This window comes from Candidatus Pelagibacter sp. HIMB1746, from assembly GCF_052047555.1.
GTDB lineage: Bacteria > Pseudomonadota > Alphaproteobacteria > Pelagibacterales > Pelagibacteraceae > Pelagibacter.
Map to the genome: position 1 here is coordinate 123,000 of NZ_JBNAJZ010000002.1, position 25,955 is coordinate 148,954.

The following is a 25,955-nucleotide window of genomic DNA, read 5'->3' on the forward strand; positions in this document are numbered from 1 at the left end:
ATGGCAAAAGACCCTTTTAAAACTCGCTTAGAGATTGCAAAAAGCAAGATTTCCAAGAAAAATCTTTATAACAAGAAGGATAATCCCTCACCTATTGGAACTGCATTCAAATTGAGCACAGAACTTGTTTCTGCAGTGGCCGTCGGGACAATTATTGGGTTTATTTTTGACAAGACCTTTGGTACTAAACCCTGGTTTATATTAATATTTTTTTTTGTTGGGGTGGTCGCTGGAATAACAAACGTGATTAGATCAGCAAAAAAGATGCAAAAATAAGTTAGTACTATGGCAGCAAACCCGATGTCCCAATTCGATGTTTATAGAATTGGACCTGAAATAAAAGTTGGAGCATTTGACATATCTTTTACAAACGCAAGTTTGTTTATGATTATAAGTACTGTTTCTATTTTATTAATTTTTAATTTAGGATCTAAGAAAAATTCAATCTTACCAAATAAAATTCAATTATTAGCGGAACTTAGCTACACCTTTGTTGCTAAAATGATTAGTGATACAGCTGGTTCTAAAGCAAAACCATATTTTGCATTTATTTTTTCATTGTTCATGTTTGTTTTATTTTGCAACATGTTTGGAATGATACCGTACACATTCACTGTAACTAGTCATATTATCGTTACATTTGTTCTTGCTGCATTTATCTTTATTGGCGTAACAGTAATTGGATTTATTAAACATGGTTTTGGATATTTAAAATTGTTTGTACCAAGTGGAGTACCAGCGGTATTACTTCCTTTAATAGTAGTTATTGAAATTATTTCTTATTTAAGTAGACCAATAAGTCTATCAGTTAGATTATTTGCAAATATGATGGCTGGTCATACAATGATGAAAGTTTTCGGAGGCTTTGTAATTAGTCTTGGAATAGTTGGTGGATGGCTTCCACTAAGTTTTTCGGTTGCATTAACTGGTTTGGAGATATTAGTTGCTTTTCTTCAAGCATATGTTTTTGCAATTTTAACCTGCATCTATTTAAATGATGCATTAAATTTACACCATTAATAACAGAGGAGGATATAATGGAATTAGAAGCAGCAAAAATGATCGGAGCAGGTTTAGCAGCAATAGCTTTAGCTGGTGCCGGTGTTGGTATTGGAATAATTTTTGGAAATTATTTATCAGGTGCTATGAGAAACCCATCAGCAGCTCAGAAACAATTTCCTAACCTACTTTTAGGTTTTGCACTTGCTGAAGCAACAGGATTATTTGGATTAGTTGTTGCATTGATTATTTTATTTGCGTTTTAAGTTAATGGTCAAAAAAATATATCTTCATCTGGTATTTTTAAGCTTCTTTTTTATCAAAGAAGCTTTTGCCGCTGAAAGTGGAGGTATGCCTCAATTAAATCCAGAGTTTTGGGTTTCTCAGATTTTCTGGTTGGTACTTACTTTTGGGATAATGTATTTGGTTTTATCTAAACTAATCCTTCCAAAAATTAGTAACAACTTAGAATCTAGAAAATCTCAAATTCTAGAAAATATTGAGGCAGCTGAAAAACAAAGAGAAGATAGTGAGACCAAACTTAAAGAATATGATCAAATAATTTTAAAAAGCAAAACTGAAGCTAATGCTATGTTTAATCAAGCAAGAGAAAAGGCAGTTAAAGATATAAATGCTAAAAGAGACGTTCTTGATAAACAAATAGATGACGAAATAGCTAAAGCGGAAAAAGAAATCCAAGCTTTAAGAGATAATGCACCTGATAAAATAAATAAAATTGCTATAGAAACGTCATCCGAGTTACTTCAAAAACTTATTGGTGCTGAAGTAAATAATAGCAGTATATCAGCAATTGTTGACGATCTAACTAGAAGAAATGGAGATAAATACTATGGCAATTGATGCAACTTTCTGGGTAGCAATTTCATTTGTAATCTTCATCGGAGTTTTAGTTTACTTTAAAATTCCACAAAAAGTTTCTCAAATGCTTGATGGTATGATTTCTGATATCAAAAATGAGATAGATGAAAGTGAAAAATTGAGAACAGAAGCAAAAACTTTGCTCGATAAGGCTCAAAAAAAATTAGATACCGCTACTTCAGTAAGTAATGAAATTTTGGAGAATGCAAAAAAAGAGTCGGATAAATTAATAATAGATTTAAATGATAAATTTCATAAATCATCCGAAATTAAAAAAAGTTTAGCTGAAAATAAAATTAGCCAAATGAAAGAGGCTGCATTGAAAGAAATAAAAGATGCTTCAATCAAAATAGCGGTAGATTCAGTAAAAAAAATCATAACTACATCAGTTGATAAATCTAAACTGGATGCTGTATTTCAAAAAAATTTAGAAGAAACTAAAGAACAGCTAAAAAAAATAAACTCATAATACGGTTACAATTTCCTTAAAAAGCTATAAATTACAGCAATGAATTCTATAGTTATTGGATCTGGATTTGGTGGTATTGCTGCAGCAATTAGACTAAGAGCCAAAGGACATAAAGTAAAATTAATAGAAAAACATTCAGATCTAGGTGGAAGAGCTAGAGTTTTCAAAAAAGATGGTTTTACCTTTGATGCTGGGCCAACAGTAATAACAGCTCCATATTTAATTAACGAACTATTCAGTTTGTTTTCTAAAAATCCTGAGGACTACATAAAACTAACCCCACTTAAAATTTGGTATCAATTTGTTTTTGAGGACCAAACTAAATTTAATTACTCAGGTGATGAAATAGAAATGAAAAAACAAATTGAAAATTTAAATCAAGAAGATGTTAAGGGTTATGAAAATTTAGTAAATTTTACCAAAAAAATTTTTGAGAAAGGATTTTTAGAACTTGCAGATGTTCCATTTGATAGACCCTTTTTTATGATGAAACAGCTGCCAGCATTATTAAAACTTAAGAGTTATAAATCAGTTTATTCATTAGTATCGTCTTATGTAAAAAATGAAAAATTAAGAAGGATGCTTAGTATGCATCCACTTTTGGTTGGTGGTAATCCATTCACAACTACCTCAATTTATGGGCTAATTCTTTATTTAGAAAAAAAATGGGGCATTCATTATTCAATGGGCGGTACAGGAAATATAATTAAAGGATTTGAAAAGTTAATGGAGGAAATAGAAATCAAAATAATAAAAAATACTGAGGTAAAAGAAATTATTACTAAGAATAATAAAATTACTGGTGTTGTAGTTGACAATGAAGAGATTATCAAAGCTGATAATGTTATTTGTAATGCCGACCCTCCTGCTTTTTATGAAAAGATGACTAGTAAAAACTTAAAAAACTCAATGCTGTTTGATTGGAAACAAAAGAGGATGGATTACTCAATGGGTTTATTTGTTTATTATTTTGGAACCAAAAAAGTCTATGAAAACGTTGAGCATCATACAATTAAATTTGGAAACAAATATAAAGAACATCTGGATGATATTTTTGATCATAAAAAATTAAATAACGATATTAGCTATTATCTACATAGACCTTCTGCAACAGATAAGAGCATGGCTCCTGAGGGTAGTGATTGTTTTTATGTATTGGTTCCAGTTCCAAATAATCAATCAAATATAGATTGGCAAATAGAAGGTGAAAAAATGAAAAATCTTGTGATTGATAAAATGGAAAATGATTTAATGCCAAATCTTAGAGATAATATTGTATCAGACTTTTATCTTACACCTGATTATTTTGAGAAAGAACTAAATACAAAATATGGATCAGGTTTTTCAATTCAACCTAAATTCACTCAATCAGCTTATTTTAGATTTCATAATAAATCAGAGATTTATGATGGTTTATATTTTGTTGGTGCTGGAACTCACCCAGGTGCGGGAGTACCAGGAGTACTTTCATCAGCAAAAGTATTAGATAAATTGATCTAGAATGTTAACTAAAAATTATTTATCAACATATGCAAAATCATTTAATTGGGCTGGTTTTTTTTTACCAAAAAAAACTTATGACAAATGTTCTGCGCTTTATGATTTTTGTAGAGAAGCGGATAATATTGCAGATGATCCAGCAAAATTAGAAGACAAAATAATTAAATTTGAAAACTTTAAAAAAGATTTTTTAAATAAAAACTTTAAAAACATTGTTATTAAAAATATTTGGGAACTTATAGATGAATTTAATATTTCAACAAAAGTAATTAATGATTTATTTGATGGGATTAATTCAGATATTAAAGAAAGAGTGGAATTAAAATCAAAAAAAGAGTTATTAATTTACTCTTATAGAGTAGCAGGTACAGTTGGTTTAATGATGGCAAAAATTTTAAAAGTTAATAAGACAGATTCCTTGAAATCAGCTATCGATCTTGGAATAGCAATGCAGCTTACCAATATTTCAAGAGACGTAATTGAAGATAAAAATAATAAAAGAATTTATATCAATGAAAATTTCAACGATATCAAATCCACCATTTCTTTATCTGAAAGATTTTATGAAAATTCTTTTTACTCAATTAAAGAAATACCTTTAAGTTTCAGATTCTCTATTTTAGTTGCAAGACGAGTCTACAGAAAAATTGGACACAAAATAATTAATAAAAATAATTTAGAAAATTATAAAAATTCTGGAAAAATTTATGTAACAAAAATAGAAAAAATTATTGAAACTTTTTTATCAATTTTTGATTTAATAATTTTAACATTTACAAATAAAAATGATAATAACATTGAACATGATCATTCATTAATTAATGAAGAGATAAATTTAAATGAAAGATTTTGATTATATAATTATCGGTGGTGGTTGTGCAGGTTTGTCTTTGGCTTATGAACTTGAAATTTCTGATAAACTAAAAAATAAATCTTTGGCTATAATTGAGCCTAGGGACGAATATAAAAGAGACAAAACTTGGTCATTTTGGAAAGTATTTCCACATAATTTTGATGATTGTGTAAAAAAAAGTTGGGATAATTTTTCTATAAACATTCCTAATGATACAAAGTTTATTGATTGTAAACTAACACCTTACCAATCTATAGATACTGGAAAATTTTATGACAAAATTCTTTCAAAACTTAAATTAAATGAAAATATAAAATTTTTTAAGAATATTAATGATATTGAATTATCAAATTCAATAATTTTTAACAGCGTTCCAAATTTTGAAAATAAGCCAAATAATTTGTGGCAACATTTTTGTGGTGTAGAAATTGAAACTGAAAAAGATTTTTTTGATGACCAAATATTTAACTTAATGGATTTTGCATGTGATCAAAAAAATGAGGTTCATTTTTTTTATACTTTACCTTTTTCAAAAAAAAGTGCACTTGTGGAAACTACCTGGATCTCAAATTTAAGTAATGAAAATATAAAAGATTATGATAATCAAATAGATCAATACTTAAAAAACCATTTAAATATCAGAAATTATAAAATCAATTTTAAAGAAGAAGGCTCTATACCTTTATTTAGAAATAAAAATCTAAAAAAATTAAATGAAATATATATTGGATCAGCCGGTGATATGACAAGATTAAGCACGGGTTATACTTTTTTAAATATTCAGGAACACAGCAAATATATAGCAGAAAACATTGATAATATTTCTAAAGCTAAATTGTTTAAAATTAAAAAAAAATATGATTTTTTGGACAATATTTTTTTGAAAGTTTTAAGAAATAACTCTTCAGATATGGGGGAAATTTTCTTTAAAATGTTCAATAGTTCACCTAAGACTGCTATTAATTTCTTATCTAATAAAAGTAATTTTTTTGAAGATTTAGAAATAATTTTAAAAATGCCTAAATGGAAATTTTTAAAAGAATTATTTTAAATGACTAATCAATTAATTAAAAAAATTAACCTTAATCATTCATTTATATTTTTTTTGTTAATTAATCTATTTTCTGTCGTGATGTTTAGATTAAATTATTTAAATATTTCATCATCAATATGCTTATTTTTAATTTTAACTATTGGAGTTTCACACGGTGCATTAGATAATATTAAAGGTAAAAAACTTCTTAAATTATTTAATTTTGAAAGAATATATATTTTCTATATTTTCTATATTTTTATAGCAGTTTGTGTCATTATTATTTGGTTACTCTTACCTGCAACTACACTGTTAGTTTTTCTTATAGTGGCATCATTTCATTTTGGTAAAGAAGATACACAATTTTTAATAAACAAAAAATCTTACTTAATTCAAATATTATACCTTTTAAAAGGATCGCTCATAATTCTTGCCCCGCTTTTTTTTCATTTTGATGATACTGTGAAAATTTTCAAATCATTACTTGTTGTTAATGAAAATTTTTATTTATTCTTAGAATTTTTAGAAGAAAAAAAGATAATCGAGATATCAATTATTTTGAGTTCATTATCAAGTATATTTTTATTTATTGATAAGTTTGAATTAAAAAAATTCACTATTTTTTTCGATTATTTCTCTATTATAATTTTAAATTACTACTTTACTCCTTTAGTAGCTTTTACAATTTATTTTTGTTTTTTACATTCTGTGAGGCACTCTATTTCACTTGCGATAGACCTTGATGAAAACAATCTCCAAAATGGACTAAAATTATTTATTTTAAAGGCTTTACCACTTACTCTTTTAACAATCTTTATTTCAATAATTGTATTATTTTTATTAAATGACGTTAATTATATAGATGATGCAATCTTAAAACTAATTTTTATTGGTTTGGCGTCTTTGACCTTTCCACATATATTGCTGGAATATTTTTTAGAGAAAAATGAAAAACAAACAAATTAAAATTCTACTTTCTGCTCCAAGAGGTTTTTGCGCTGGCGTTGAGAGAGCTATAGAGATTGTAGAAAAATCTATTCAAAAATATGGATCGCCAGTTTATGTTAGACACGAAATCGTTCACAACAAACATGTTGTTGATAATTTAAAAAATAAAGGCGCTATCTTTGTTGAAGAATTAGAGGAAATTGATGACAAATCTAGACCTGTTATTTTTTCTGCACACGGTGTTCCAAAAAAAATACCTGAAGATGCTGAAAATTATAAAATGACTTATGTAGATGCCACTTGTCCACTAGTTTCTAAAGTTCATAGAGAAGCGGAAAACTTAAATAAAGCTGGTTATCATATTATTTTGATAGGTCATGAGAACCATCCAGAAGTAATAGGTACTATGGGACAATTACCTAAAGGATCTATTGATTTGGTTCAGAATGAAACTGAAGCAATGGAATATAAAACCAATCATAAAGAAAAATTGGCTTATATAACTCAAACAACTCTGTCTGTTGATGATACTAAAGAAATAATAAAAATTTTAAGAGATAGATACTCAAATATTAAAGAGCCAGCAAAAGAGGATATTTGTTACGCAACAACTAATAGACAAATGGCAGTAAAAAATATTGCAAAAGAGTGTGATATGTTTTTTGTAATAGGTAGTAGAAACTCTTCAAATTCAGTTAGACTTGTTGAAGTAGCAAAAAAATCTGGTTGTCAAAATTCACAACTTTTTCATTCTGAGAGTGAAATTCCTTTTGATCAAATACAGAATTCAAATACTATTGGTATATCATCAGGAGCATCAGCACCTGAAATTCTAGTAGAAAATTTTATTAGTGAATTAAAAAAAAAATTTTCTATAAATGTTGAGGAAATAGAAATTGTAAAAGAAAATGTAGTCTTTAAAGTTCCTAACAAATTAAATTAAATGGCTGTATATACAAAAATAAATCAGAGTGATATCGACATAATAAACAACAAGTTTAATATTGAAAAAATTTTAAGTTTCCAAGGAATTACTAAAGGAATTGAAAATACAAATTACATTTTAAAATCTAAAAATAAAAAATTTATTCTCACAATTTTTGAAAAGCGAGTTCTTCCAAAAGAGATCCCTTTTTTTATGAAATTAATGGATTATTTAAATGACTCAAAAATTAATTGCCCAAGACCACTTAAAACTAAAGATAAAAATTATTTAATTAAGCTTAAAAATAAAACAGCCTGCATTGTTACTTTTTTAAAGGGAAAAGATAAAAAGAAAGTTAACGAAAGTGACTGCTATGCTATTGGAAAAGCAATAGCTAAAATGCATTTGGTTACTAAGAAGATAAAATTTACCAGAAAAAATTCAATGGGCATAAGATATTTAAAACCTCTACTTCAGAGTATTAAATTTAAATCAAATAAAAGATCAAATTTGAAAAAATTTTTATTTAATAATTTTAATGACATTAAAAAAAATTGGCCAAAAAAACTTTCTTCTGGGATTATACATGGTGATTTATTTGTAGATAATATTTTTTTTAATAAAAATAAGCTGTCGGGAATAATAGACTTCTACTTTGCTGCTAACGATTACTATATGTATGAAATAGCAGTCTGTATTAATGCACTATGTTTTGATGAAAAAAATAAAAAATTTGTAATTAATAAAAAGAAAGTTGATAACTTAATCAAAGGATACAACAGTGTTAAGAAAATTAAATTAAATGAAAAAGACAATTTAAATATTTTGTGTAGAGGTGCTGCTCTTAGATATCTGTTAACTAGACTATATGATTATACAAATACTCCAAAAACAGCATTAATCAAAATTAAGGATCCAAACGAATATTATCAAAAACTTATTACCCATAACAATTTGAATAGTTTTAAAGATTATTTAATTTAATGATTAAAATTTATACTGATGGCTCATGTTTAAAAAATCCAGGAAATGGTGGATGGGCAGCAATAATATGTACAGATAATGAAGTGAAAAAAATAAGTGGAAGTGAAAAAGATACAACAAATAATAGAATGGAATTAATGGCGACAATCAATGCATTAAAAGAAGTAAATTCTGAAGATTTGATAGAAATCTACACGGATTCTAAATATGTTAAAAATGGAATTACTGATTGGATCCACAATTGGATTAAAAATAATTGGAAAACATCTAATAAAGAAGATGTTAAAAATAAAGATTTATGGGTTCAATTGCATGATTTGAATAATAATTTTAAGATTAAGTGGAACTGGGTTAAAGCTCATGCTGGAAATCCACTAAATGAAGAAGTTGATTTATTAGCTAGAAAAGCTGCAAGTCTAGATTAATTTAAAGAAATTTTCTGCTGCTGAGATTTCACAAGATCCTGTATCTGCTTCTTCCTGAATTTTAATAACCTTCATGTTATCAACAAACATCGTGTATCTATTAGATCTAATTCCTAAACCTCTGCCACTTTTATCAACATCTGCACCAATTTCTTTTGTGAAATTAAGAAATGGGTCACCCATCATAACAATTTTTTCACCTGCATCATTTTGTTTACCCCAAGCATTCATTACAAATGGATCATTTACCGAAATACAAATTATATGATCAATACCTTTTTCTTTATATTGATCATGCATCTTAATATATCCTGGCAAATGTTTAGCAGAACATACAGAAGTATATGCCCCAGGTAGTCCAAATATTACAACTTTTTTGTCTTTAAAAAAATATTCTATATTTTTTTTTACAGGCTCTCCATCTTGAAGAACAAAAATTTCTGAATTTGGTAGGTTATCGTTTTCTTTTATTTTCATTTGGATCTATCTTTAATATGTTCTTTTACTTTTTCAATATCATTTTCAAGAATATCATAATTTTCTTTCTCATTTAATATAAATTGAAGTTCATTTGGTAACTCAGCTTTAATATTTATAGCACTTTGAATTGCATCAGGAAACTTACATGGATGTGCTGTTGCTAGTACAATATTATTACCATTGAGATTGTGTTTATCAAAAGCTCCATAACCAATTGCAGTATGAGGGTCTAAAACAATATTAAATTCTTGATAAACAGACTTAATAATATCAAGTGTTTCAGTCTCGCTCATTCTTGCTGATAAGAAATCTTGATTAATTAAATTTAACTTTTCTTTATCAATTGAATATTTTCCTTCTTCTTTAATTTTCATCATGTCTTTTGATGTTTGTTCTGAATTCTTATCATTCAAATCAAAAATAAGTCTCTCAAAATTGCTTGCAATCTGTATATCCATACTAGGAGAAATAGTTTCGGAAACGGTTTCAGCCTCGTAATTACCGTTTGAAATAGCTCTATGGAGAATGTCATTTTGATTTGTTGCAACAATCAATTTATTAATGGGCAAACCCATTTTTTTGGCTAAGTAACCTGCGTATACATCTCCGAAATTCCCTGTGGGAACAGAAAAATTAGTGGGTTTAGAGTGATCTTCAATGAGATAATAGCTGTAAAAGTAATAAACACATTGAGCAATAATTCTTGCCCAGTTGATTGAATTTACACCTGACATATTAATATCTTGAGAAAATTTTGTGTCAGAAAACATTGATTTAACTAAGTTTTGGCAGTCATCAAAATTTCCTTTAATAGCGATATTAAATACATTTTCATGTTTTCCAGTAGTCATGATTTTTCGCTGAACAGAAGAAACTCGATTATCAGGATGTAGTACAAAAATATTTAAATTTTCTTTTCCTTTGATTGCATCTATAGCTGCTGCCCCTGTGTCTCCAGATGTGGCAACTACAATATTAATTTTTTCTTTTTGCTTGCTTAAATAAAATTCATAAAAATTTCCAAGAAGTTGCATAGCAACATCCTTAAAGGCTAGTGTTGGGCCATGAAATAACTCTAAGACTGATCGATCCCCTATTTTTATGAAATCAATTACATTTTCTCTTCTAAAAACAGAATAAGATTTATCAATTATTTTAGACAATTCATCTTTATCCATAAAATTTCCTATAAAAGGAAAAATAATTTTTTTTGCTAAATCTGAATAATTTAGTGACCTCAATTCTTGAATTTCTTTTTCACTATAGTTTGGAAGTGAGCTAGGAATAAACAATCCCCCATCATCAGCAAGACCTTTGATAAAAACATCCTTAAATTCATATGTTTTTGAAGTATTTCTGGTGCTGACGTATCTCATTAATAATTTTTTTTTCTAAAGTATAAATATATTAAAAGAATTGAAATCGCCATAGAAAACCAAGTAATTGCATACTTTTTGTGGTTATTTGAAATTTTAGCAGTGATCACTCTTGGTCTTGGGTTTTCGTAGTTACCGTTTAAATAAATAATATATTTCGAAAAGTTTTTTCCTGTAAATTTTAAAATATCTTCCCGATCTAGTGTGAACCAATAATTTTTATCTACTTCATTCTTGGGTTTGAATGAACTTGATTTTGATTGAAGCATTAAAGTACCAATAATATTTTTTTGATCAACAACATTAATCTCTGGTTTGTTTTTTTGGTCAAAAGATATCCAGCCTCTATTAATTAAATAATCTTCATTTCCAACTTTAATTGGGTTAATAACTTCAAATCCAGGTTTACCAGTTTCGTTAAGATTATAGAGATAAATTTGTTTTTCAAAATCAATTTGTCCTGATGTTTTTATTCTTAAATAATTTTTTTTTTCTACATTTTGAAGTTCAACAGGATCAATCTTTAAAGAATTTTCAATTTGATTGATTAAATCTAATTTCCAACTCAATCTATACAATTGCCAAAAGCCTAATGACAACAAAACTAAAATTATAAAATAAACGAAAACTGAAAATAGAAGCTTATTCTTCAAGGATTAAATATTAACTTCCCCAAACGTAGATAGCTGCAAACAAGAATAACCAAACAACATCAACAAAGTGCCAGTACCAAGCAGCTGCCTCAAAACCAAAGTGGTGTTCTTTCGTAAAGTGACCCAATCTTCCTCTCCATAAACAAACAGCAAGAAAAATTGTTCCAACAATTACGTGGAAACCGTGAAAACCTGTTGCCATATAAAATACTGCACCATAAATATGTCCTGAATAATCAAATGTAGCGTGATGATATTCGTAAGCCTGTAACAAAGTAAAAAAGAAGCCTAGTGCAACAGTTGCTGTTAATCCTTGAATAAATCCCTTTCTATCGTCTTCTAATAAAGAGTGGTGAGCCCAAGTTACTGTAGTACCAGATAATAATAAAACTAGTGTATTGATTAATGGAATGTCCCATGGATCAAAAGTTTCTATGTCTTGTGGAGGCCAAACATTTCCAACAAACTCATTTGGGAACAAACTTATATCAAAATATGCCCAAAACCATGCAACGAAAAACATAACTTCAGAAGCAATAAATAACGTCATTCCATATCTATGATGGATTTGAACAACTGGAGTATGGTGACCTTGATGTTCAGCTTCAATCACAACATCTCTGAACCACATATAAGCTGCATAAATTACAAGGGCTAATCCTAAATACATTCCCCAAGATACATCATTGTGCATATAAAAAATTGCTCCAATAGCTAGTACCAAGCATGCAAAAGATGTAAATATAGGCCAAGGACTTGGGTCTACTAAGTGATAATCATGTTTTTTTTCAGCTGACATATTTTTTAATTATGATTGTTTATAATAATCTGTCGAGAAAAAAGTATACGACATAGTTACATCCTGTAAGTTTTTAACTGTTGGGTCATTTACCAGTTCTGGGTCCAAATAAAAAGTCATAATATAAGTTGCCTTCTCACCGGCTTTAAGTTCCTGTTTTTCAAAGCAAAAACAGCCTAATTTACTATAATATTTACCAAAACTTGCAGGTGAAACGTTGAAACTAGCAACTCCATAAGTTGTTTCGTCTCCATAGTTCTCAACCTCAAACTCAATTCTATTTACCTGACCAACCTTAACATCAATGACATTTGATTTAGCCTTAAAATCCCAAGTAAGATTGTTTACATTCGTATCAAATCTTACACTTACAACTTTATCTAAAACTATTTTCGGAGCTTCTTTAGATACTTGGGTTGTTCCTCCAAAGCCAGTTACACGACAAAAAAGATCATATAAGGGCACTGCCGCAAAAGATAAACCTAACATTAAACAAAAAATACCTGCTAGAAGTAATGGAGTTAATGTTTTGCTCTTAATCATATCTGCCTATCAAAAACACCAACGTTATATAATGTAAAAATAAACAAAAAAACCATAAAAGCTAAAATTGCTAAAGCAGTAATAATATTTTTTTTCTTTGTTTTTTTATCGGGTGTTATCATAAAATTTTATCTATTAAGAAAAATACAAAAACTAAAAACAAATATAATATCGAGTATCCAAAAATTGTTTTTGCTTTTTTTGCATCAAACTTGTTCTTCTTAAATTTATAAAGTTCAAAACATAAGTAATTATAATAAATTGTCAAAATTAATGATGGAATTAAAAATACTAGACCAACAAAATTAATTGCATATGGGAAAACAATAACTGGCAACATTATTAATGAATAAACAAATATATTTAATTTTGTGCTTTCAACACCATTAGTCAATGGAAGCATTGGAATATTTGCTTTTTTATAATCATCAGATTTATATAAACTTAGTGCCCAAAAATGTGATGGTGTCCAAAAAAAGATAATTAGAAAGAAAGTTAATGGCTCAAGTGAAAGTGAGTTAGTAGCTATAGTCCAACCAATTACAGGAGGTAATGCTCCTGCAGCGCCTCCTATAACTATATTTTGAGGCGTTTTTCTTTTAAGCCAAACGGTATAAACCAGCACATAAAACAAAATTGTAAATAACAATAAAGCTGCTGAAACTGTATTTGCAAAATAATCTAAAGCAACAACAGAAAATATTGATAAAGCGATACCAAAAATCAAAGCTTGGTTTTTATTAACCTTCCCAGTTGGTATAGGTCTTAAACAAGTCCTTGTCATTAATGCATCTAAATCAGACTCGTACCACATGTTTAAAGCTCCAGCGGCACCTGCTCCAATAGAAACTAAAATAATTCCAATGATTGCATCTTTTGTTGGAATGATATTTGGCGCCATTAACAATCCAACTGCACACGTGAAAATTACAAGAGACATTACTCTTGGCTTCATAAGTTTAAATAACTCAGAGAAATTGAAAACGTCTTCTTGACTTAAATTTCTATTTTTTAACTTAGACTTAATCATTTAATTTTAGACAAAAAATCTAAATACTTTTTAAGTAGTAGATTTTTCTGCACTCTCTTCATCTTCAAACTTCGGTAATTCATCAAAAGTATGAAAATTTGGAGGAGACGGTACTGTCCACTCTAAAGTTGTTGCTCCTTCACCCCAAGGGTTTTGAGCAGCAGCTTTTTTCTTATAAAATGCATAAATTAGATTTGCGAAAAATACTCCTAAACCAATTACAGAAATATATGATCCAATTGAAGATATATAATTCCAACCAGCAAATGCATCTGGATAGTCTGCATATCTTCTAGGCATCCCCGCTAAACCTAAGAAGTGTTGAGGGAAGAAAATTAAGTTTACACCAATAAATGTTAACCAGAAGTGTAATTGACCTAACCATTCTGAATACTCGTAACCACTCATTTTTCCAAACCAGTAATAAAAGCCTGCAAAGATTGCGAACACCGCACCTAAAGATAATACATAGTGGAAGTGAGCTACTACATAGTAAGTATCATGCATTGCTGTATCTACACCTGCATTTGCAAGAACTACACCTGTAACTCCACCAACTGTAAATAAAAATATAAACCCTAAAGCCCAAACCATAGGTGTTTTAAATGATATTGAACCACCCCACATAGTTGCTATCCAAGAAAATATTTTAATTCCCGTCGGGACGGCAATGATCATCGTCGCTGCCAAGAAATAAGCTTTAGTATCCGTGCTTAAACCAACTGTATACATATGGTGAGCCCATACAACAAAACCAACTATTCCAATTGCTACCATTGCATATGCCATACCTAAATACCCAAATACTGGTTTTCTTGAGAATGTTGAAACAATATGACTGATCATTCCAAAACCTGGTAAAATTAAAATGTAAACTTCAGGGTGACCAAAGAACCAGAATAAGTGTTGGAATAATACTGGATCTCCACCTGTTTGAGCATCAAAGAATGCAGTTCCGAAATTTCTATCAGTTAATAGCATTGTGATTGCACCTGCTAACACTGGAAGTGATAAAAGTAATAAGAATGCTGTAACTAAAATTGACCAAGCAAATAAAGGCATTTTATGCAATGTCATACCTGGAGTTCTCATGTTTAAAATTGTAGTTATAAAGTTTACCGCTCCTAAAATTGAAGACGCTCCTGCTAAGTGTAAACTCAAAATTGCAAAGTCCATTGCCGGACCAGGCTGTCCTGCTGTAGATGATAAAGGAGGATATATTGTCCATCCACCACCAACTCCAGTTTGACCTGGAGGGCCATCCATAAATATAGACATAATTAATAAAATGAATGAAGTTGGTAGTAACCAAAATGAAATATTATTCATTCTTGGGAATGCCATATCAGGTGCACCAATCATGATTGGTACAAACCAATTTCCAAAACCACCAATCATTGCTGGCATAACCATAAAGAAGATCATGATTAAACCATGACCTGTTACTAAGACATTGTATAAATGATAGTTTCCACCCAAAATTCCATCACCTGGATGCATCAATTCCATTCTCATTAAAACTGAGAATGCAGTTCCGATCACACCTGCAACAATTGCAAATATAAGGTACATTGTACCGATATCTTTGTGATTAGTTGAATACGCCCAACGTTTCCAACCAGTTGGTGTATGATGATCGTCGTGTGATGCAGTTTGTGTATACATATTATTTACTCGCTAGTTTTTTAAATTGATCTTCTTCATTAATTTCTTTTGCAAATTTTATTTTAGCACCAGTAAGCCATTCTTGATATTCTTCTTCAGAAACTACTCTCACTGTAATCGGCATAAAAGCATGTTTAATTCCACAAAGCTCAGAGCACTGTCCATAATAAGTTCCAACTTCTTCCGCTTTAAACCATGTTTCATTTATTCTTCCAGGAACCGCATCTCTTTTAACTCCAAAAGATGGTAATGCCCAAGCGTGCAAAACATCATTTGCAGTAATTAAAACTTTAACTACTTTATTCACTGGAACAACTAATTCATTATCTACAGCTAATAATCTTGGTTGATTTTCTTTTAAATCTTTGTCTTCAATCATATAAGAGTCGAAAATAATATTTTCATCTGGATACTCATATCCCCAGTACCATTGATAACCGATTGCCTTAACTGTTACATCTGCTTTTGGTATTGAGTCTTGTTTATATAAAATTTTAAACGATGGAACTGCCATCACGATTAAAATTAAACATGGAATTAATGTCCATAAAACCTCTACAGCAACATTGTGAGTTCTTTTAGAAGGAACTGGATTTGCTGATGCTCTAAATCTGATACATGCATAGACCATTAAAAATAAAACAAAAACGCTTATCGCAATTATGATTGGTAATAACAATTTGTCATGAAAATTAACTATATCTCTCATAGACTCTGATGCTGCTTTTTGAAAACCTAATTGCCAATCTTTTGGCTGGTTAGCAAACGCAACTGCAGGAGTTAAAATTGAAAGAATTGTTATTAAAATTTTTTTCATTTTTTTACCCTATATAGAACGTCTTCAAAAAAATTACACTTTAGTTTTCGCGACAAAATATCAATTTATGGCGTATTTTATGATCGATATAGCTGAAATTACAGCTGTTTCAGATCTCAATATATTCTCATTAATTTTCAATGGTTGAACTCCGCTAAATTTTAGAATCTTAGCCCTTTCCTCTTCAGAAAAATCTCCTTCTGGACCTATAATTACACATGTAGGTTTATCTGTAACCATCTTTAAATCTATTTTAGTATTTTCAGAATTTAGATCAGTAAAAATTAAATCCATTTCATTACTATTTAAAAAACTATCTAATGATCTTGGGTCCTCAATATCTGGAACATTAATTCTATTCGATTGCTCTGATGCTTCAATAATTACTTTCTCTAATCGTTCTTTATTAATCTTACGAACAATCGTTCTATCAAATATAATTGGAATAAATTTTGTAACTCCTAACTCAGTTGCTTTTTGAATCATAAAGTTAAAGTAATTTGATTTAATTGGAGAAAAAGCAAGCCACAATTCTTTAGAATTTTCTTTTTGTCTTAATTGCCTTGTAACATTAAATTCAACAATACCTTTTGAAATGTTTAAAATTTTTGCTTCCCATTCACCACTGCTATTAAATAAAGAAAAAATTTCATTTTCTTTAACTCTCATTACTTTGTTTACGTAATGCGATTGAGATTTATCAAGTGTATCAGTTAAATTATTAGATAAACTTTTAGAAAAATATAATCTAATGTTACTCATATTATTAAATTAGTTTATGAAAAATATTAAAGCAATAATTTTTGACGCTTACGGCACTTTATTCAATGTAAATTCAGCAGCAGAAAAATGTAAAGACAAAATTGGTGATAAGTGGGAAGCTTTTGCAAATTATTGGAGAACCACACAACTAGAATACACATGGCTTAGAAGCCTAATGAAAAGACACAAAGATTTTTGGCAAATCACTGAAGACAGTTTAGATAAATCAATGAGTGTTTTTAAAATAGATAATTCAATGAGGGATGAATTATTAGATCTATATAAAATTCTTTCACCTTTTGAAGAAGTTCCAGAAGTATTAAAATCTTTAAAAGAAAAAAATTTTAAACTAGCAATACTTTCAAATGGTACAACTTCTCTTCTAAATGAATTAGTACAAAGTAATAATTTAAATAATTTATTTGATGATATTTTTTCTGTCGAAGAAGTTGGTATTTTTAAGCCTGACTCCAAAGTTTATGATATGCCAATAAAAAAATATAAAATTGAAAAAAATGAAGTTGCTTTTTTAAGTGCAAATACCTGGGATGTATCTGGTGGTGGAAACTATGGATATAATTCTATTTGGGTAAACAGAAATAATAATATCTTTGATAAACTTGATTATTCACCACAAAATGAAATTAAAAATTTAAATGGCCTACTTGATATAACTTAGTAGATAATTATATCAGCTCTTATGAAATTAATTGAAGTATCAAAAATTATAGATCCTATTCCAGCTTCTGATGGTGCAGGAGTAAAATTAAAAAGAAGTATTGGTGTTGAACCAAATTACTTTGATCCTTTCTTAATGCTAGACGAATTTGGATCTGAAAATAGCGAAGATTATATTGCTGGTTTTCCCCCTCACCCACATCGAGGAATTGAAACCGTTACTTATATGCTGGCTGGAGATTTTGAACACAAAGATAGCACTGGTGGTGAAGGAAGAATGACTGCAGGTGATGTTCAGTGGATGAAAACAGGAAGTGGAATTATTCATTCAGAAATGCCAGCTATGAAAGAAGGAAGACTTCATGGCTTTCAATTATGGATTAACATGCCTGCTAAATTGAAAATGAGTAAGCCTGAATACATTTATATAGATGCTGATAAAATGAGTGTTCATAAAGATGATGAGAAACAAGTAAAAGTTATTGCAGGTAAATTTGAAAACGCTGAGGGTCCTGTAAAAGGTCATAATGTAGAACCAGTTTATTTTGATGTGGAGTTAAAAAAAGATAAAGAGTTTAATTTTAATATTCCATCAACTCACAATACATTTATTTATTTAATAAATGGTGAAATAGAAATTGGTAGTGAAAAACATGACAATGTAAAGGATAGTACTTTAATATTATTAACAAAAGGTGAAGAACTTAAAATAAAAGCAAAAACAAATACTAAATTTCTTGTGATATCTGGAAAGCCAATAAATGAGGAAATTGCAAGAGGTGGGCCTTTTGTAATGAACACTAAAGCAGAAATCTTGCAAGCAGTTCAAGATTATCATAATGGTACATTTGTAAAATAAATTATGAATTCAGTTATAATATCAAAAGCAGGTGGACCAGAAGTTCTAGAATACAAAGAACTTAAACTTGAAGATCCAAAAGCTGATGAAGTAACTATTAAAAACCACGCTATTGGTCTAAATTATATTGATACTTATCACCGATCAGGACTTTATCCATTAACTCTACCCTCTCCTATTGGTCTAGAGGGAGCTGGAGAAATAACTAAAGTTGGCTCTAACGTTAAAGATTTTAAAGTTGGAGATAAAGTTGCATACTGTGCAGCTCCTCTTGGCGCCTATTCAACTCATAGAAATTATCCAACTAAAAACTTAGTAAAAGTTCCTGATAGTGTTGATTTAGAAACAGCAGCAACTTTAATGACAAAAGGAATAACGACATTTTATCTTTTACACAAAACTTATCCTGTAAAATCTGGAGAAGATATTTTATTTCACGCAGCAGCAGGTGGTGTTGGTCAAATTTTTGGACAATGGGCCAAAAGTCTAGGATGCAATGTTATTGGTACTGTTGGATCAGATGAAAAAATAGAAAATGCAAAACAAAATGGTTATGACCATGTAATTAATTATAACAAAGATAATTTTGCTGAAAAAGTAAAAGAGATAACAGAAGGAAAAGGATTGTCTGTTGTTTATGATGGAGTCGGAAAAAATACTTTTGATGGCTCTATTGAATGTTTAAAATTAAGAGGAATGTTGGTTTCTTTTGGAAATGCATCTGGACCTTTAGATCCTGTTAATGTTGCAAAATCAATTCAACCAAAAGGACTTTATTTAACAAGACCGAGCATTATGCAGTACACAACTACAAGAGAGGAGTTGGACGAAGCTGCTAATAAAGTTTTCGAAATGGCTTCAAGTGGAAAAGTAAAAGTAAAAATCTCAAAAAAATATCCTCTAAAAGATATTGCACAAGCGCATAAAGATTTAGAGTCTAGAGTTCTTACTGGCCCAGCAGTAATACTTCCCTAGTTTACATCCACATCCATATCAGACATATGGAGTTTAAGAGCATTTGTTGAAATTTGAATTTCTCTAATAAAAAAAATAATTGATATAATCATAGATAAACAACATGACCCAAAAATTACTCTCGCTGCAAATACTTCATCTAAATAAAGTGCAAAAACAGTAAGCATATTAAATAGGAAGCCAAATGAGGCAAATAAAATTGTCCATCTAAGAAGTGTTATCCTACCACTTAAATTTATAAACTGCTTCTTCCATTCTGGTGGAATATGTTTTTCATAAACATGCTCATCATGAAGTTGTCGAATTAAGATACTTAGAGAGTGAAATCTGTTGCTATAAACACTCATGAGTAATGGAATAGCTGGAAACATTAGTGCAGTAACTGTGTAATCTATGTTCATACGAATCAATTTGATTATGAAACTACCCTTTGTTATTTACAAGTAAAATATTATGAACCAAATTAAACTTTTCATTGAATTAACAAGATTAAAAAAACCTATCGGCTACATGCTTTTATTTTGGCCATGTGCATGGGGTCTAACTTTAGCTTATGATTTTTCATCAAGTTGGGATAACTATTTTTTTTGTTTAATTTTGTTTTTTCTAGGAGCTGTTTTAATGCGTTCAGCTGGCTGTATCGTGAATGATATTTTAGATAGAAAATTTGACGCTAAAGTTTTTAGGACTAAGGATCGACCCATAGCCTCAGGAAAAATTTCAGTTAAACTTGCAATCTTTTATTCAACAATACTTTGTTTTTTAGCTTTTTTAGTTTTAATTAGTTTTAACTTATTCACTATAATTCTTGCTTTAGGTTCAATGCCACTTGCTTTTACCTATCCTTTAATGAAAAGATTTACTTATTGGCCTCAATTATTTTTAGGTATTACTTTCAATTATGGTCTAATACTTGGATGGACAGCAATTAAAGGACAAATTGATTTAATTCCTGTTCTATTTTATCTGGGAGCCATATTTTGGACATTAGGCTATGACACGATATATGGATTTCAAGATCTTAAAGACGACGAAATTATAGGACTAAAATCAACTTCTATAAAATTTAAAGGAAATGCAAAAAAATTTTTATTCTTATGTTATTCAATTTTAATGGTTTTCTTTTTATTAGGAGGTTTTCTTATGAATTTTCATAATGTTTATTATATTTTACTCATTTTACCTCTTATTCATTTATTTATTTATCAAATGAAAGTTTTTAATCTTAACGATCCAGCAAGTTGTTTCAAAGCTTTTAAAAGTAATAATTTTTTTGGTCTAATTATTTTAATTAATATTTTAATTTCTCAGAACTTTTAGATGAATAAATCAGAAATATACAAGAGACTTTATAACGATTATTCCAAAAGCTATTTAAATAAAATATTTTTGTCTGCATTTTTATCTATATTGGTCGCTGGTAGCACTTCATCTATCGCTTGGCTTTTAGATCCTGCAATAAAAAAACTTTTTATTGATAAAGATCAATCCTTAATATTTTTCATTCCTTTAATGATTGTGGTTGCGTTTGCAACAAAAGGTCTCTCTCTATATTTTGCAAAAGCTACAATGATAGGTGTTGGTGAGTCTATTAAAAAAAAATTACAATATGATATGGTTCAAAATTTGGTTGGAACAGATACACAAATTATTGATAAAAAACATTCAGGTAAATTTATTTCAAACCTTACATATGATGTTACTCATATTACTAATTTATTAAGTAATGCTGTATTAACTCTATTTAAAGATACCTTAACTCTTATTTGTTTATTGGGAGTAATGTTTTTTCAAAATTGGAAACTAGCGCTTATTTCTATAATTATGATACCTCTTGCAAGTATTGCAGCTAAAACTTTAGGAAAGAGAATCAGTAAAGTTACAACAGAAGCACAACAAAAATCTGGATTTTTAACTACATACTTGGTTGAACTTTTTAAAAATCATAAATTAATTAAAATTTTTCAAAAGGAAAATTATGAAAAAAAACGAGCAGATAAATTTTTATCAGATTTAAGAGATAAAAACCAAAAGATACAGACAGTCTTTGTAAGAATGTCTCCAATAATGGAAACTTTTACAGGTATAATGATTGCAATATTAATTTTCTACTCAAGTTTATTGATTTCCCAAGAGGAACTTGAGATTAATAATTTTTTCTCATTTTTAGCTGCGATGATGCTGGCTTACCAGCCTGTTCGTGCTTTATCAACTATAAGCTTAGTTGCAAATCAAGGCATATCAGCTGCATCTCGTATTTTGCCAATTATAGATCAACAAAATCAAATTAAAGATAAAATAAACGCAAATTCTATTAAGATAAATAAATCTAACATCAAATTTAAAGATATAAAATTTTCATATGACACTAAAGAGGCTCAAACTTTAAAGTCAATCAATCTGGAGTTTGAGGGAGGAAAAATGACGTCTTTAGTAGGTCATAGTGGATCTGGTAAATCCACAATAATGAATTTAATTCCAAGATTTTATGATGCTCAATCTGGAGACATTACAATAGATGAGCAATCTATATATGACGTTAGTCTTAAGTCGCTGAGAAATGAGATATCTTTAGTAAGCCAAGAGACAACTCTTTTTGATGATACAATATTTAATAATATTAAATATGGTAATGATAATGCTACAGATGAAGAGGTTTATGAAGTTTCAAAATTAGCATTTTGTGATGAATTTATAAAAAACTTACCTCAAAAGTATCAAACGTTGATAGGTGAAAATGGAGTAAGATTATCAGGAGGTGAAAAACAAAGACTGTCAATAGCAAGAGCAATGATGAAAAAAAGTTCAATAATTTTACTAGATGAGGCAACCTCATCCTTGGATACAGAAACTGAAAACAAAATTCAAGAGGCACTAAAAATTTTAACTAAAAATAAAACTACAATTGTAATAGCTCATAGACTCTCAACAGTATTAAATTCAAATAACATCTATTTAATCGATTCAGGAAATATTATTCATAGTGGCAAACACGAAGAGCTATTGAATAACTCCAAATTGTATAAAAGTTTTTATGAAAAACAAATACAAAAGTAATAATGTTTTTTTTATATCAAATATTTCTTACAATTATTTTATTTATTTCACCTTTTATAATTGTTTATAGAATTTTAAAAAATAAAGAGGACAAAGCAAGATTTATAGAAAAATTTAGTATCCCCTCCAAAAAAAGATTAAATGGAAAACTTATTTGGTTTCATGGTGCAAGTGTTGGGGAAATTTTAAGTGTAATACCTTTGATAAAGTATTATGAAAAAAATAAAAAAATTAGTCAAATTTTAATTACTTCAAGTACATTAAGCTCTTCAAAAATTATTAAAAAATTCGAGTTTAAAAAAACTATACATCAATTTTATCCAATTGATTACGTTCCTATTACAAATAAATTTTTAAATTTTTGGAAACCTGATTTAGGTATATTTATTGACTCTGAAATTTGGCCCTGCATGTTTAAAAATATGTATTCAAAAAAAATTCCATTGCTTTTGCTAAATGCACGAATAACAAAAAAAACATTCAATAAGTGGATCAAAATAAAAAGTATAAGTAAATCTATTTTTGAATATATTAAAGTTGCATATCCTCAAAATCTTGAAACAAAATCATATCTTAGAAAATTATCTAGTTGTAAAATAAAACATATTGGTAATTTAAAATTTTCTGAAGATTACGATAGTGATTTAGAAAAAATAAATATTAATTTAAAATCTTATTTAATAAAAAAAAAAATTTGGGTCGCATCAAGTACTCATAAATCTGAAGAAATATTCTGCGCTAAAGCTCATTTAGAGTTAAAAAAAAAATATAGAAATATATTAACTGTAATTATTCCACGACATATACATAGGGTTGGTAAGATAAAATCAGAATTAGAAAATTTAGGTCTAACAGTTTTTCTTCATAGTTCAAAATTAAATAAACCTCAAAACATAGATATTTATTTAGTAGATACTTTTGGTGAAACAAAAAAATTTCATAAAATCAGTTCTACTGTTTTCATAGGTGGATCTATCATAAAAAGAGGTGGTCAAAATCCACTTGAAGCCGCACGATTTGGAGCAAAAATTCTTCATGGTCCTAATACTGACAACTTTAAAGATGTATATAAATTGTTAAATTCTCTTGGTGTATCAAAAAGAATTTATTCATCAAAGAAACTTGCTTCTTCAGTATCATTTATAAAGAATAAAAAAGGTGGAAAACAAATAACAAATATTGGAGAAAAAATTTTAAAAAAAACTATAAAAGAGCTAAACAATCATATCTTTAATGACTTTAAGAAAACCTAATTTTTGGAACTTAAAAAAACCAAATTTCTTAGCTTATCTTTTATTGCCAATAGCAAAAACTATTCAATTAATTAATTATTTTAAAAAATATTCTAAGCCAAAAAAATTTAAAATTAAGACTATTTGTGTTGGAAATATATATGTTGGTGGGACAGGTAAAACATCTTTAAGTATAGAATTAAATAAAATTTTAAATAATAAAAATATTAAATCTTGTTACGTAAAAAAATTTTACAAAAATCAAATTGACGAACAAACAATTTTAAAAAATAAAGGAAAACTTTTTTTATCCAATGAAAGAGCGACGGCTATTAAACTAGCAGAGGAAGAAAAATATGAAGTTGCAATTCTTGATGATGGTCTTCAAGATAGAAGTATAGAATATTTTTCAGAAATAGTTTGTTTCAATAGTATCAATTGGATTGGAAATGGTTTGACAATTCCAGCAGGTCCTCTGCGAGAAAATATTAACAATTTGAAAAGATACAAAAATATATTTATCAATGGAAACCTAGAAAATATAGATGAAATTAAATCAGAGATTAAAAAAATTAATCCTCAAATAAATATTCACTTAGGAAAATATAACCCCTTAAATTTAAATGAATTCAACCTTAATGATAAATATATAGTATTCTCTGGAATTGGAAACCACTCAACATTTGTCTCAATGCTTAATTTAAATGGACTAAAAATAATAAAAGATTTTGAATATCCTGATCATTATCAGTATGAAAAGGAAGATATTGATAAAATTTTATCTCAAGCTGAAAATTTAAATTGCAAAGTAATTACAACAGAGAAAGATTACGTAAGATTGGATAAAATTTATTCAAATAAAATTAAATTTTTAAAATCTGAATTAAAAATTATAGATAAAGAAAAATTTATGAGGTGTATTGGCTATTAATGAAAAATATAAAATATCTTTTTCAATTCTTGTTAATTATATTTCTTTTTATAATTTTTAAGATTTTAGGTGCAAATTTATCTTCAAAATTTAGTGGTAAAATTTTTGAAAAAATAGGACCATTTTTTAGATCCAAAAAAGTTATAAATTCAAATATTAAAAGAGCTTTTCCAGATATAAATTTAGAAAAATTAGAAAATATTAAATCACAAATGTGGAATAATTTTGGAAGAATTTTTGCAGAATATATATTTATAAAAAATTTTAGATCTGGGAATTTAAACTCTCGGATTTCAATACAAGGGGGAGAGATACTTGAAGAAATAAAAAAAAATAATCAACAAGTAATTTTTATTTCAGGACATCTAAGTAACTTCGAACTTATGGCGATGTGTTTGGAGAAAAGTGGTATACATCTTGCGGCTATCTATCGTCCATTGAATAATATTTATTTAAATAAAATAATGGAAAGAATTAGAAAAAAATACATTTGTAATAAACAAATAAAAAAAGGAATTGGCGGGCTTAAAAACTTAATTCAACTTAAAAGAAAAAACTATTCTACGGCTCTAATGATTGACCAAAGAGTTTCGGAGGGAATACTATCAAATTTTTTTAATCAAAAAGCTTTAACAACGACTATTCCTGCACAATTGATTAAAAAATTTAATATACCGGTGGTCCCAGTGTACATAGAGAGAATTAAAGGTATAAGTTTTAAGATAACTATTAATAAACCTTTGAAGTTTCCATTAAATTACTCTCAAGAAAAAATTACAGATGAGTTAAATAAAGTTCTTGAAGATATGATTATAAAGAATCCCGGGCAGTGGATATGGTCACACAATCGATGGAAATAAAATTTATTTATCTACTCTCCATCTCTTTTTTTATGTGCTTCTATGTATGAATAATAAGCTTCCTGTTTATCTACATTCCAATAGGTCAAATTTTCTAACATAATTTTTTTTCCTGATATAGCACATATTACATGATCGCCAGTCTCCAAGATATTAAAGTTATTGGGCAGATATTTTAATTTAGCTAATTTATTTTTCATTTCTAAGATATATAAATAGTTAT

At 28.4% G+C, this 25,955-nt stretch carries 32 protein-coding genes; 20 read left to right on the forward strand and 12 right to left on the reverse strand.

Annotated features, from left to right (window positions below):
• Genes ACTTBM_RS03315 through rnhA form a run of 12 tightly spaced genes read left to right on the forward strand, consistent with a single transcriptional unit; the run spans position 1 to position 9,015 of the window.
• On the forward strand, positions 1 to 276 hold the full coding sequence (locus tag ACTTBM_RS03315) for an AtpZ/AtpI family protein (protein ID WP_262589780.1): 276 nt from the start codon (positions 1 to 3) through the stop codon (positions 274 to 276).
• Positions 277 to 285: 9 nt separating this feature from the next.
• The gene (locus tag ACTTBM_RS03320; RefSeq protein WP_075506408.1) at positions 286 to 1,020 is read left to right on the forward strand and encodes a F0F1 ATP synthase subunit A; all 735 of its coding nucleotides are present in this window, start codon (positions 286 to 288) and stop codon (positions 1,018 to 1,020) included.
• 17 nt (positions 1,021 to 1,037) lie between these two features.
• On the forward strand, positions 1,038 to 1,265 hold the full coding sequence (locus tag ACTTBM_RS03325) for a F0F1 ATP synthase subunit C (RefSeq protein WP_006997791.1): 228 nt from the start codon (positions 1,038 to 1,040) through the stop codon (positions 1,263 to 1,265).
• 4 nt (positions 1,266 to 1,269) lie between these two features.
• Complete coding sequence (locus tag ACTTBM_RS03330; protein ID WP_440634706.1) at positions 1,270 to 1,860, forward strand: F0F1 ATP synthase subunit B family protein; 591 nt, start codon at positions 1,270 to 1,272, stop codon at positions 1,858 to 1,860.
• Positions 1,835 to 2,347 (forward strand): F0F1 ATP synthase subunit B family protein, encoded by a 513-nt coding sequence (locus tag ACTTBM_RS03335; protein ID WP_440634707.1) that lies wholly within the window; start codon positions 1,835 to 1,837, stop codon positions 2,345 to 2,347. Before ACTTBM_RS03330 ends, ACTTBM_RS03335 begins: the two co-directional genes overlap by 26 nt.
• A gap of 39 nt (positions 2,348 to 2,386) precedes the next feature.
• Entirely contained in the window at positions 2,387 to 3,847 is a 1,461-nt protein-coding gene (crtI, locus tag ACTTBM_RS03340) for a phytoene desaturase family protein (protein WP_440634708.1), read from the forward strand.
• Position 3,848: 1 nt separating this feature from the next.
• Positions 3,849 to 4,700, forward strand: coding sequence for a phytoene/squalene synthase family protein (locus ACTTBM_RS03345; protein WP_440634709.1), 852 nt, complete (start codon positions 3,849 to 3,851; stop codon positions 4,698 to 4,700).
• Entirely contained in the window at positions 4,687 to 5,751 is a 1,065-nt protein-coding gene (locus tag ACTTBM_RS03350; RefSeq protein ID WP_440634710.1) for a lycopene cyclase family protein, read from the forward strand. The genes ACTTBM_RS03345 and ACTTBM_RS03350 overlap by 14 nt, the downstream gene beginning before the upstream one ends.
• Positions 5,752 to 6,699: a Brp/Blh family beta-carotene 15,15'-dioxygenase gene (locus ACTTBM_RS03355; protein ID WP_440634711.1), complete on the forward strand. Its 948-nt coding sequence runs from the start codon at positions 5,752 to 5,754 to the stop codon at positions 6,697 to 6,699.
• Complete coding sequence (ispH, locus tag ACTTBM_RS03360) at positions 6,680 to 7,624, forward strand: 4-hydroxy-3-methylbut-2-enyl diphosphate reductase (RefSeq protein WP_440634712.1); 945 nt, start codon at positions 6,680 to 6,682, stop codon at positions 7,622 to 7,624. Before ACTTBM_RS03355 ends, ispH begins: the two co-directional genes overlap by 20 nt.
• Positions 7,625 to 8,590 carry a homoserine kinase gene (locus tag ACTTBM_RS03365; RefSeq protein ID WP_440634713.1) on the forward strand — a complete coding sequence of 322 codons (966 nt, stop codon included), beginning with the start codon at positions 7,625 to 7,627 and terminating at the stop codon, positions 8,588 to 8,590. It abuts the gene before it with no gap.
• The gene (gene rnhA, locus ACTTBM_RS03370) at positions 8,590 to 9,015 is read left to right on the forward strand and encodes a ribonuclease HI (RefSeq protein WP_440634714.1); all 426 of its coding nucleotides are present in this window, start codon (positions 8,590 to 8,592) and stop codon (positions 9,013 to 9,015) included. Before ACTTBM_RS03365 ends, rnhA begins: the two co-directional genes overlap by 1 nt.
• On the opposite strand, the gene ACTTBM_RS03375 is transcribed toward rnhA, so the two are convergent.
• The 10 genes from ACTTBM_RS03375 to ACTTBM_RS03420 are packed head-to-tail and all read right to left on the reverse strand — an operon-like array spanning position 9,007 to position 17,140.
• On the reverse strand, positions 9,007 to 9,492 hold the full coding sequence (locus tag ACTTBM_RS03375; RefSeq protein ID WP_440634715.1) for a peroxiredoxin: 486 nt from the start codon (positions 9,490 to 9,492) through the stop codon (positions 9,007 to 9,009). The genes rnhA and ACTTBM_RS03375 overlap by 9 nt on opposite strands.
• Positions 9,489 to 10,871, reverse strand: coding sequence for a threonine synthase (gene thrC / locus ACTTBM_RS03380; protein WP_440634716.1), 1,383 nt, complete (start codon positions 10,869 to 10,871; stop codon positions 9,489 to 9,491). Before thrC ends, ACTTBM_RS03375 begins: the two co-directional genes overlap by 4 nt.
• On the reverse strand, positions 10,871 to 11,524 hold the full coding sequence (locus ACTTBM_RS03385; RefSeq protein WP_440634717.1) for an SURF1 family protein: 654 nt from the start codon (positions 11,522 to 11,524) through the stop codon (positions 10,871 to 10,873). The genes thrC and ACTTBM_RS03385 overlap by 1 nt, the downstream gene beginning before the upstream one ends.
• 10 nt (positions 11,525 to 11,534) lie before the next feature.
• Positions 11,535 to 12,323: a cytochrome c oxidase subunit 3 gene (locus ACTTBM_RS03390; RefSeq protein ID WP_075506420.1), complete on the reverse strand. Its 789-nt coding sequence runs from the start codon at positions 12,321 to 12,323 to the stop codon at positions 11,535 to 11,537.
• Positions 12,324 to 12,332: 9 nt separating this feature from the next.
• Positions 12,333 to 12,866, reverse strand: a complete 534-nt coding sequence (locus ACTTBM_RS03395; protein ID WP_256998103.1) for a cytochrome c oxidase assembly protein — start codon at positions 12,864 to 12,866, stop codon at positions 12,333 to 12,335.
• Positions 12,863 to 12,988: a serine protease gene (locus ACTTBM_RS03400; RefSeq protein ID WP_440634718.1), complete on the reverse strand. Its 126-nt coding sequence runs from the start codon at positions 12,986 to 12,988 to the stop codon at positions 12,863 to 12,865. Before ACTTBM_RS03400 ends, ACTTBM_RS03395 begins: the two co-directional genes overlap by 4 nt.
• Entirely contained in the window at positions 12,985 to 13,896 is a 912-nt protein-coding gene (cyoE, locus tag ACTTBM_RS03405) for a heme o synthase (RefSeq protein ID WP_262589797.1), read from the reverse strand. The genes ACTTBM_RS03400 and cyoE overlap by 4 nt, the downstream gene beginning before the upstream one ends.
• Before the next feature lie 30 nt (positions 13,897 to 13,926).
• Positions 13,927 to 15,561 carry a cytochrome c oxidase subunit I gene (ctaD, locus tag ACTTBM_RS03410; RefSeq protein WP_075506423.1) on the reverse strand — a complete coding sequence of 545 codons (1,635 nt, stop codon included), beginning with the start codon at positions 15,559 to 15,561 and terminating at the stop codon, positions 13,927 to 13,929.
• Position 15,562: 1 nt separating this feature from the next.
• Positions 15,563 to 16,378 carry a cytochrome c oxidase subunit II gene (gene coxB / locus ACTTBM_RS03415; RefSeq protein WP_428080982.1) on the reverse strand — a complete coding sequence of 272 codons (816 nt, stop codon included), beginning with the start codon at positions 16,376 to 16,378 and terminating at the stop codon, positions 15,563 to 15,565.
• Positions 16,379 to 16,438: 60 nt separating this feature from the next.
• Positions 16,439 to 17,140 (reverse strand): RsmE family RNA methyltransferase, encoded by a 702-nt coding sequence (locus tag ACTTBM_RS03420; RefSeq protein ID WP_440634719.1) that lies wholly within the window; start codon positions 17,138 to 17,140, stop codon positions 16,439 to 16,441.
• Between the two features lie 16 nt (positions 17,141 to 17,156).
• Between ACTTBM_RS03420 and ACTTBM_RS03425 the strand changes: the two genes are divergently transcribed.
• From ACTTBM_RS03425 to ACTTBM_RS03435, 3 genes are read left to right on the forward strand one after another with little or no spacing between them, the layout of a single operon-like run.
• Positions 17,157 to 17,819: a haloacid dehalogenase type II gene (locus ACTTBM_RS03425; RefSeq protein ID WP_440634720.1), complete on the forward strand. Its 663-nt coding sequence runs from the start codon at positions 17,157 to 17,159 to the stop codon at positions 17,817 to 17,819.
• Between the two features lie 21 nt (positions 17,820 to 17,840).
• The gene (locus ACTTBM_RS03430; protein ID WP_440634721.1) at positions 17,841 to 18,677 is read left to right on the forward strand and encodes a pirin family protein; all 837 of its coding nucleotides are present in this window, start codon (positions 17,841 to 17,843) and stop codon (positions 18,675 to 18,677) included.
• A gap of 3 nt (positions 18,678 to 18,680) precedes the next feature.
• Positions 18,681 to 19,652, forward strand: a complete 972-nt coding sequence (locus ACTTBM_RS03435) for a quinone oxidoreductase family protein (RefSeq protein WP_440634722.1) — start codon at positions 18,681 to 18,683, stop codon at positions 19,650 to 19,652.
• Here ACTTBM_RS03435 and ACTTBM_RS03440 read toward each other — a convergent pair.
• Positions 19,649 to 20,053, reverse strand: a complete 405-nt coding sequence (locus tag ACTTBM_RS03440) for a DUF2721 domain-containing protein (RefSeq protein WP_075506429.1) — start codon at positions 20,051 to 20,053, stop codon at positions 19,649 to 19,651. The two genes, ACTTBM_RS03435 and ACTTBM_RS03440, sit on opposite strands and share 4 nt — an antisense overlap.
• 52 nt (positions 20,054 to 20,105) lie before the next feature.
• Here ACTTBM_RS03440 and ubiA point away from each other — a divergent pair, with 52 nt between their 5' ends.
• Genes ubiA through ACTTBM_RS03465 form a run of 5 tightly spaced genes read left to right on the forward strand, consistent with a single transcriptional unit; the run spans position 20,106 to position 25,732 of the window.
• Entirely contained in the window at positions 20,106 to 20,972 is an 867-nt protein-coding gene (gene ubiA, locus ACTTBM_RS03445; RefSeq protein ID WP_440634723.1) for a 4-hydroxybenzoate octaprenyltransferase, read from the forward strand.
• Positions 20,973 to 22,709: an ABC transporter ATP-binding protein gene (locus ACTTBM_RS03450; RefSeq protein ID WP_440634724.1), complete on the forward strand. Its 1,737-nt coding sequence runs from the start codon at positions 20,973 to 20,975 to the stop codon at positions 22,707 to 22,709.
• 2 nt (positions 22,710 to 22,711) lie between these two features.
• Entirely contained in the window at positions 22,712 to 23,962 is a 1,251-nt protein-coding gene (locus tag ACTTBM_RS03455; protein ID WP_440634725.1) for a 3-deoxy-D-manno-octulosonic acid transferase, read from the forward strand.
• Positions 23,943 to 24,872: a tetraacyldisaccharide 4'-kinase gene (lpxK, locus tag ACTTBM_RS03460; protein ID WP_440634726.1), complete on the forward strand. Its 930-nt coding sequence runs from the start codon at positions 23,943 to 23,945 to the stop codon at positions 24,870 to 24,872. Before ACTTBM_RS03455 ends, lpxK begins: the two co-directional genes overlap by 20 nt.
• On the forward strand, positions 24,872 to 25,732 hold the full coding sequence (locus ACTTBM_RS03465) for a lysophospholipid acyltransferase family protein (RefSeq protein ID WP_440634727.1): 861 nt from the start codon (positions 24,872 to 24,874) through the stop codon (positions 25,730 to 25,732). Before lpxK ends, ACTTBM_RS03465 begins: the two co-directional genes overlap by 1 nt.
• An 11-nt stretch (positions 25,733 to 25,743) precedes the next feature.
• Here the strand turns inward: ACTTBM_RS03465 and ACTTBM_RS03470 are convergent, their stop codons facing one another.
• Positions 25,744 to 25,932, reverse strand: coding sequence for a DUF2093 domain-containing protein (locus tag ACTTBM_RS03470; RefSeq protein WP_440634728.1), 189 nt, complete (start codon positions 25,930 to 25,932; stop codon positions 25,744 to 25,746).
• Between the last annotated feature and the right edge of the window lie 23 nt (positions 25,933 to 25,955).

What these genes read in the sequence shown, in the direction of transcription:
- ACTTBM_RS03315 (WP_262589780.1), top strand. Translation starts at nt 1, where the DNA reads ATGGCAAAAGACCCTTTTAAAACTCGCTTAGAGATTGCAAAAAGCAAG.
- ACTTBM_RS03320 (WP_075506408.1), top strand. Translation starts at nt 286, where the DNA reads ATGGCAGCAAACCCGATGTCCCAATTCGATGTTTATAGAATTGGACCT.
- ACTTBM_RS03325 (WP_006997791.1), top strand. Translation starts at nt 1,038, where the DNA reads ATGGAATTAGAAGCAGCAAAAATGATCGGAGCAGGTTTAGCAGCAATA.
- ACTTBM_RS03330 (WP_440634706.1), top strand. Translation starts at nt 1,270, where the DNA reads ATGGTCAAAAAAATATATCTTCATCTGGTATTTTTAAGCTTCTTTTTT.
- ACTTBM_RS03335 (WP_440634707.1), top strand. Translation starts at nt 1,835, where the DNA reads ATGGAGATAAATACTATGGCAATTGATGCAACTTTCTGGGTAGCAATT.
- crtI (WP_440634708.1), top strand. Translation starts at nt 2,387, where the DNA reads ATGAATTCTATAGTTATTGGATCTGGATTTGGTGGTATTGCTGCAGCA.
- ACTTBM_RS03345 (WP_440634709.1), top strand. Translation starts at nt 3,849, where the DNA reads ATGTTAACTAAAAATTATTTATCAACATATGCAAAATCATTTAATTGG.
- ACTTBM_RS03350 (WP_440634710.1), top strand. Translation starts at nt 4,687, where the DNA reads ATGAAAGATTTTGATTATATAATTATCGGTGGTGGTTGTGCAGGTTTG.
- ACTTBM_RS03355 (WP_440634711.1), top strand. Translation starts at nt 5,752, where the DNA reads ATGACTAATCAATTAATTAAAAAAATTAACCTTAATCATTCATTTATA.
- ispH (WP_440634712.1), top strand. Translation starts at nt 6,680, where the DNA reads ATGAAAAACAAACAAATTAAAATTCTACTTTCTGCTCCAAGAGGTTTT.
- ACTTBM_RS03365 (WP_440634713.1), top strand. Translation starts at nt 7,625, where the DNA reads ATGGCTGTATATACAAAAATAAATCAGAGTGATATCGACATAATAAAC.
- rnhA (WP_440634714.1), top strand. Translation starts at nt 8,590, where the DNA reads ATGATTAAAATTTATACTGATGGCTCATGTTTAAAAAATCCAGGAAAT.
- ACTTBM_RS03375 (WP_440634715.1), bottom strand. Translation starts at nt 9,492, where the DNA reads ATGAAAATAAAAGAAAACGATAACCTACCAAATTCAGAAATTTTTGTT.
- thrC (WP_440634716.1), bottom strand. Translation starts at nt 10,871, where the DNA reads ATGAGATACGTCAGCACCAGAAATACTTCAAAAACATATGAATTTAAG.
- ACTTBM_RS03390 (WP_075506420.1), bottom strand. Translation starts at nt 12,323, where the DNA reads ATGTCAGCTGAAAAAAAACATGATTATCACTTAGTAGACCCAAGTCCT.
- ACTTBM_RS03395 (WP_256998103.1), bottom strand. Translation starts at nt 12,866, where the DNA reads ATGATTAAGAGCAAAACATTAACTCCATTACTTCTAGCAGGTATTTTT.
- ACTTBM_RS03400 (WP_440634718.1), bottom strand. Translation starts at nt 12,988, where the DNA reads ATGATAACACCCGATAAAAAAACAAAGAAAAAAAATATTATTACTGCT.
- cyoE (WP_262589797.1), bottom strand. Translation starts at nt 13,896, where the DNA reads ATGATTAAGTCTAAGTTAAAAAATAGAAATTTAAGTCAAGAAGACGTT.
- ctaD (WP_075506423.1), bottom strand. Translation starts at nt 15,561, where the DNA reads ATGTATACACAAACTGCATCACACGACGATCATCATACACCAACTGGT.
- coxB (WP_428080982.1), bottom strand. Translation starts at nt 16,378, where the DNA reads ATGAAAAAAATTTTAATAACAATTCTTTCAATTTTAACTCCTGCAGTT.
- ACTTBM_RS03420 (WP_440634719.1), bottom strand. Translation starts at nt 17,140, where the DNA reads ATGAGTAACATTAGATTATATTTTTCTAAAAGTTTATCTAATAATTTA.
- ACTTBM_RS03425 (WP_440634720.1), top strand. Translation starts at nt 17,157, where the DNA reads ATGAAAAATATTAAAGCAATAATTTTTGACGCTTACGGCACTTTATTC.
- ACTTBM_RS03430 (WP_440634721.1), top strand. Translation starts at nt 17,841, where the DNA reads ATGAAATTAATTGAAGTATCAAAAATTATAGATCCTATTCCAGCTTCT.
- ACTTBM_RS03435 (WP_440634722.1), top strand. Translation starts at nt 18,681, where the DNA reads ATGAATTCAGTTATAATATCAAAAGCAGGTGGACCAGAAGTTCTAGAA.
- ACTTBM_RS03440 (WP_075506429.1), bottom strand. Translation starts at nt 20,053, where the DNA reads ATGAACATAGATTACACAGTTACTGCACTAATGTTTCCAGCTATTCCA.
- ubiA (WP_440634723.1), top strand. Translation starts at nt 20,106, where the DNA reads ATGAACCAAATTAAACTTTTCATTGAATTAACAAGATTAAAAAAACCT.
- ACTTBM_RS03450 (WP_440634724.1), top strand. Translation starts at nt 20,973, where the DNA reads ATGAATAAATCAGAAATATACAAGAGACTTTATAACGATTATTCCAAA.
- ACTTBM_RS03455 (WP_440634725.1), top strand. Translation starts at nt 22,712, where the DNA reads ATGTTTTTTTTATATCAAATATTTCTTACAATTATTTTATTTATTTCA.
- lpxK (WP_440634726.1), top strand. Translation starts at nt 23,943, where the DNA reads ATGACTTTAAGAAAACCTAATTTTTGGAACTTAAAAAAACCAAATTTC.
- ACTTBM_RS03465 (WP_440634727.1), top strand. Translation starts at nt 24,872, where the DNA reads ATGAAAAATATAAAATATCTTTTTCAATTCTTGTTAATTATATTTCTT.
- ACTTBM_RS03470 (WP_440634728.1), bottom strand. Translation starts at nt 25,932, where the DNA reads ATGAAAAATAAATTAGCTAAATTAAAATATCTGCCCAATAACTTTAAT.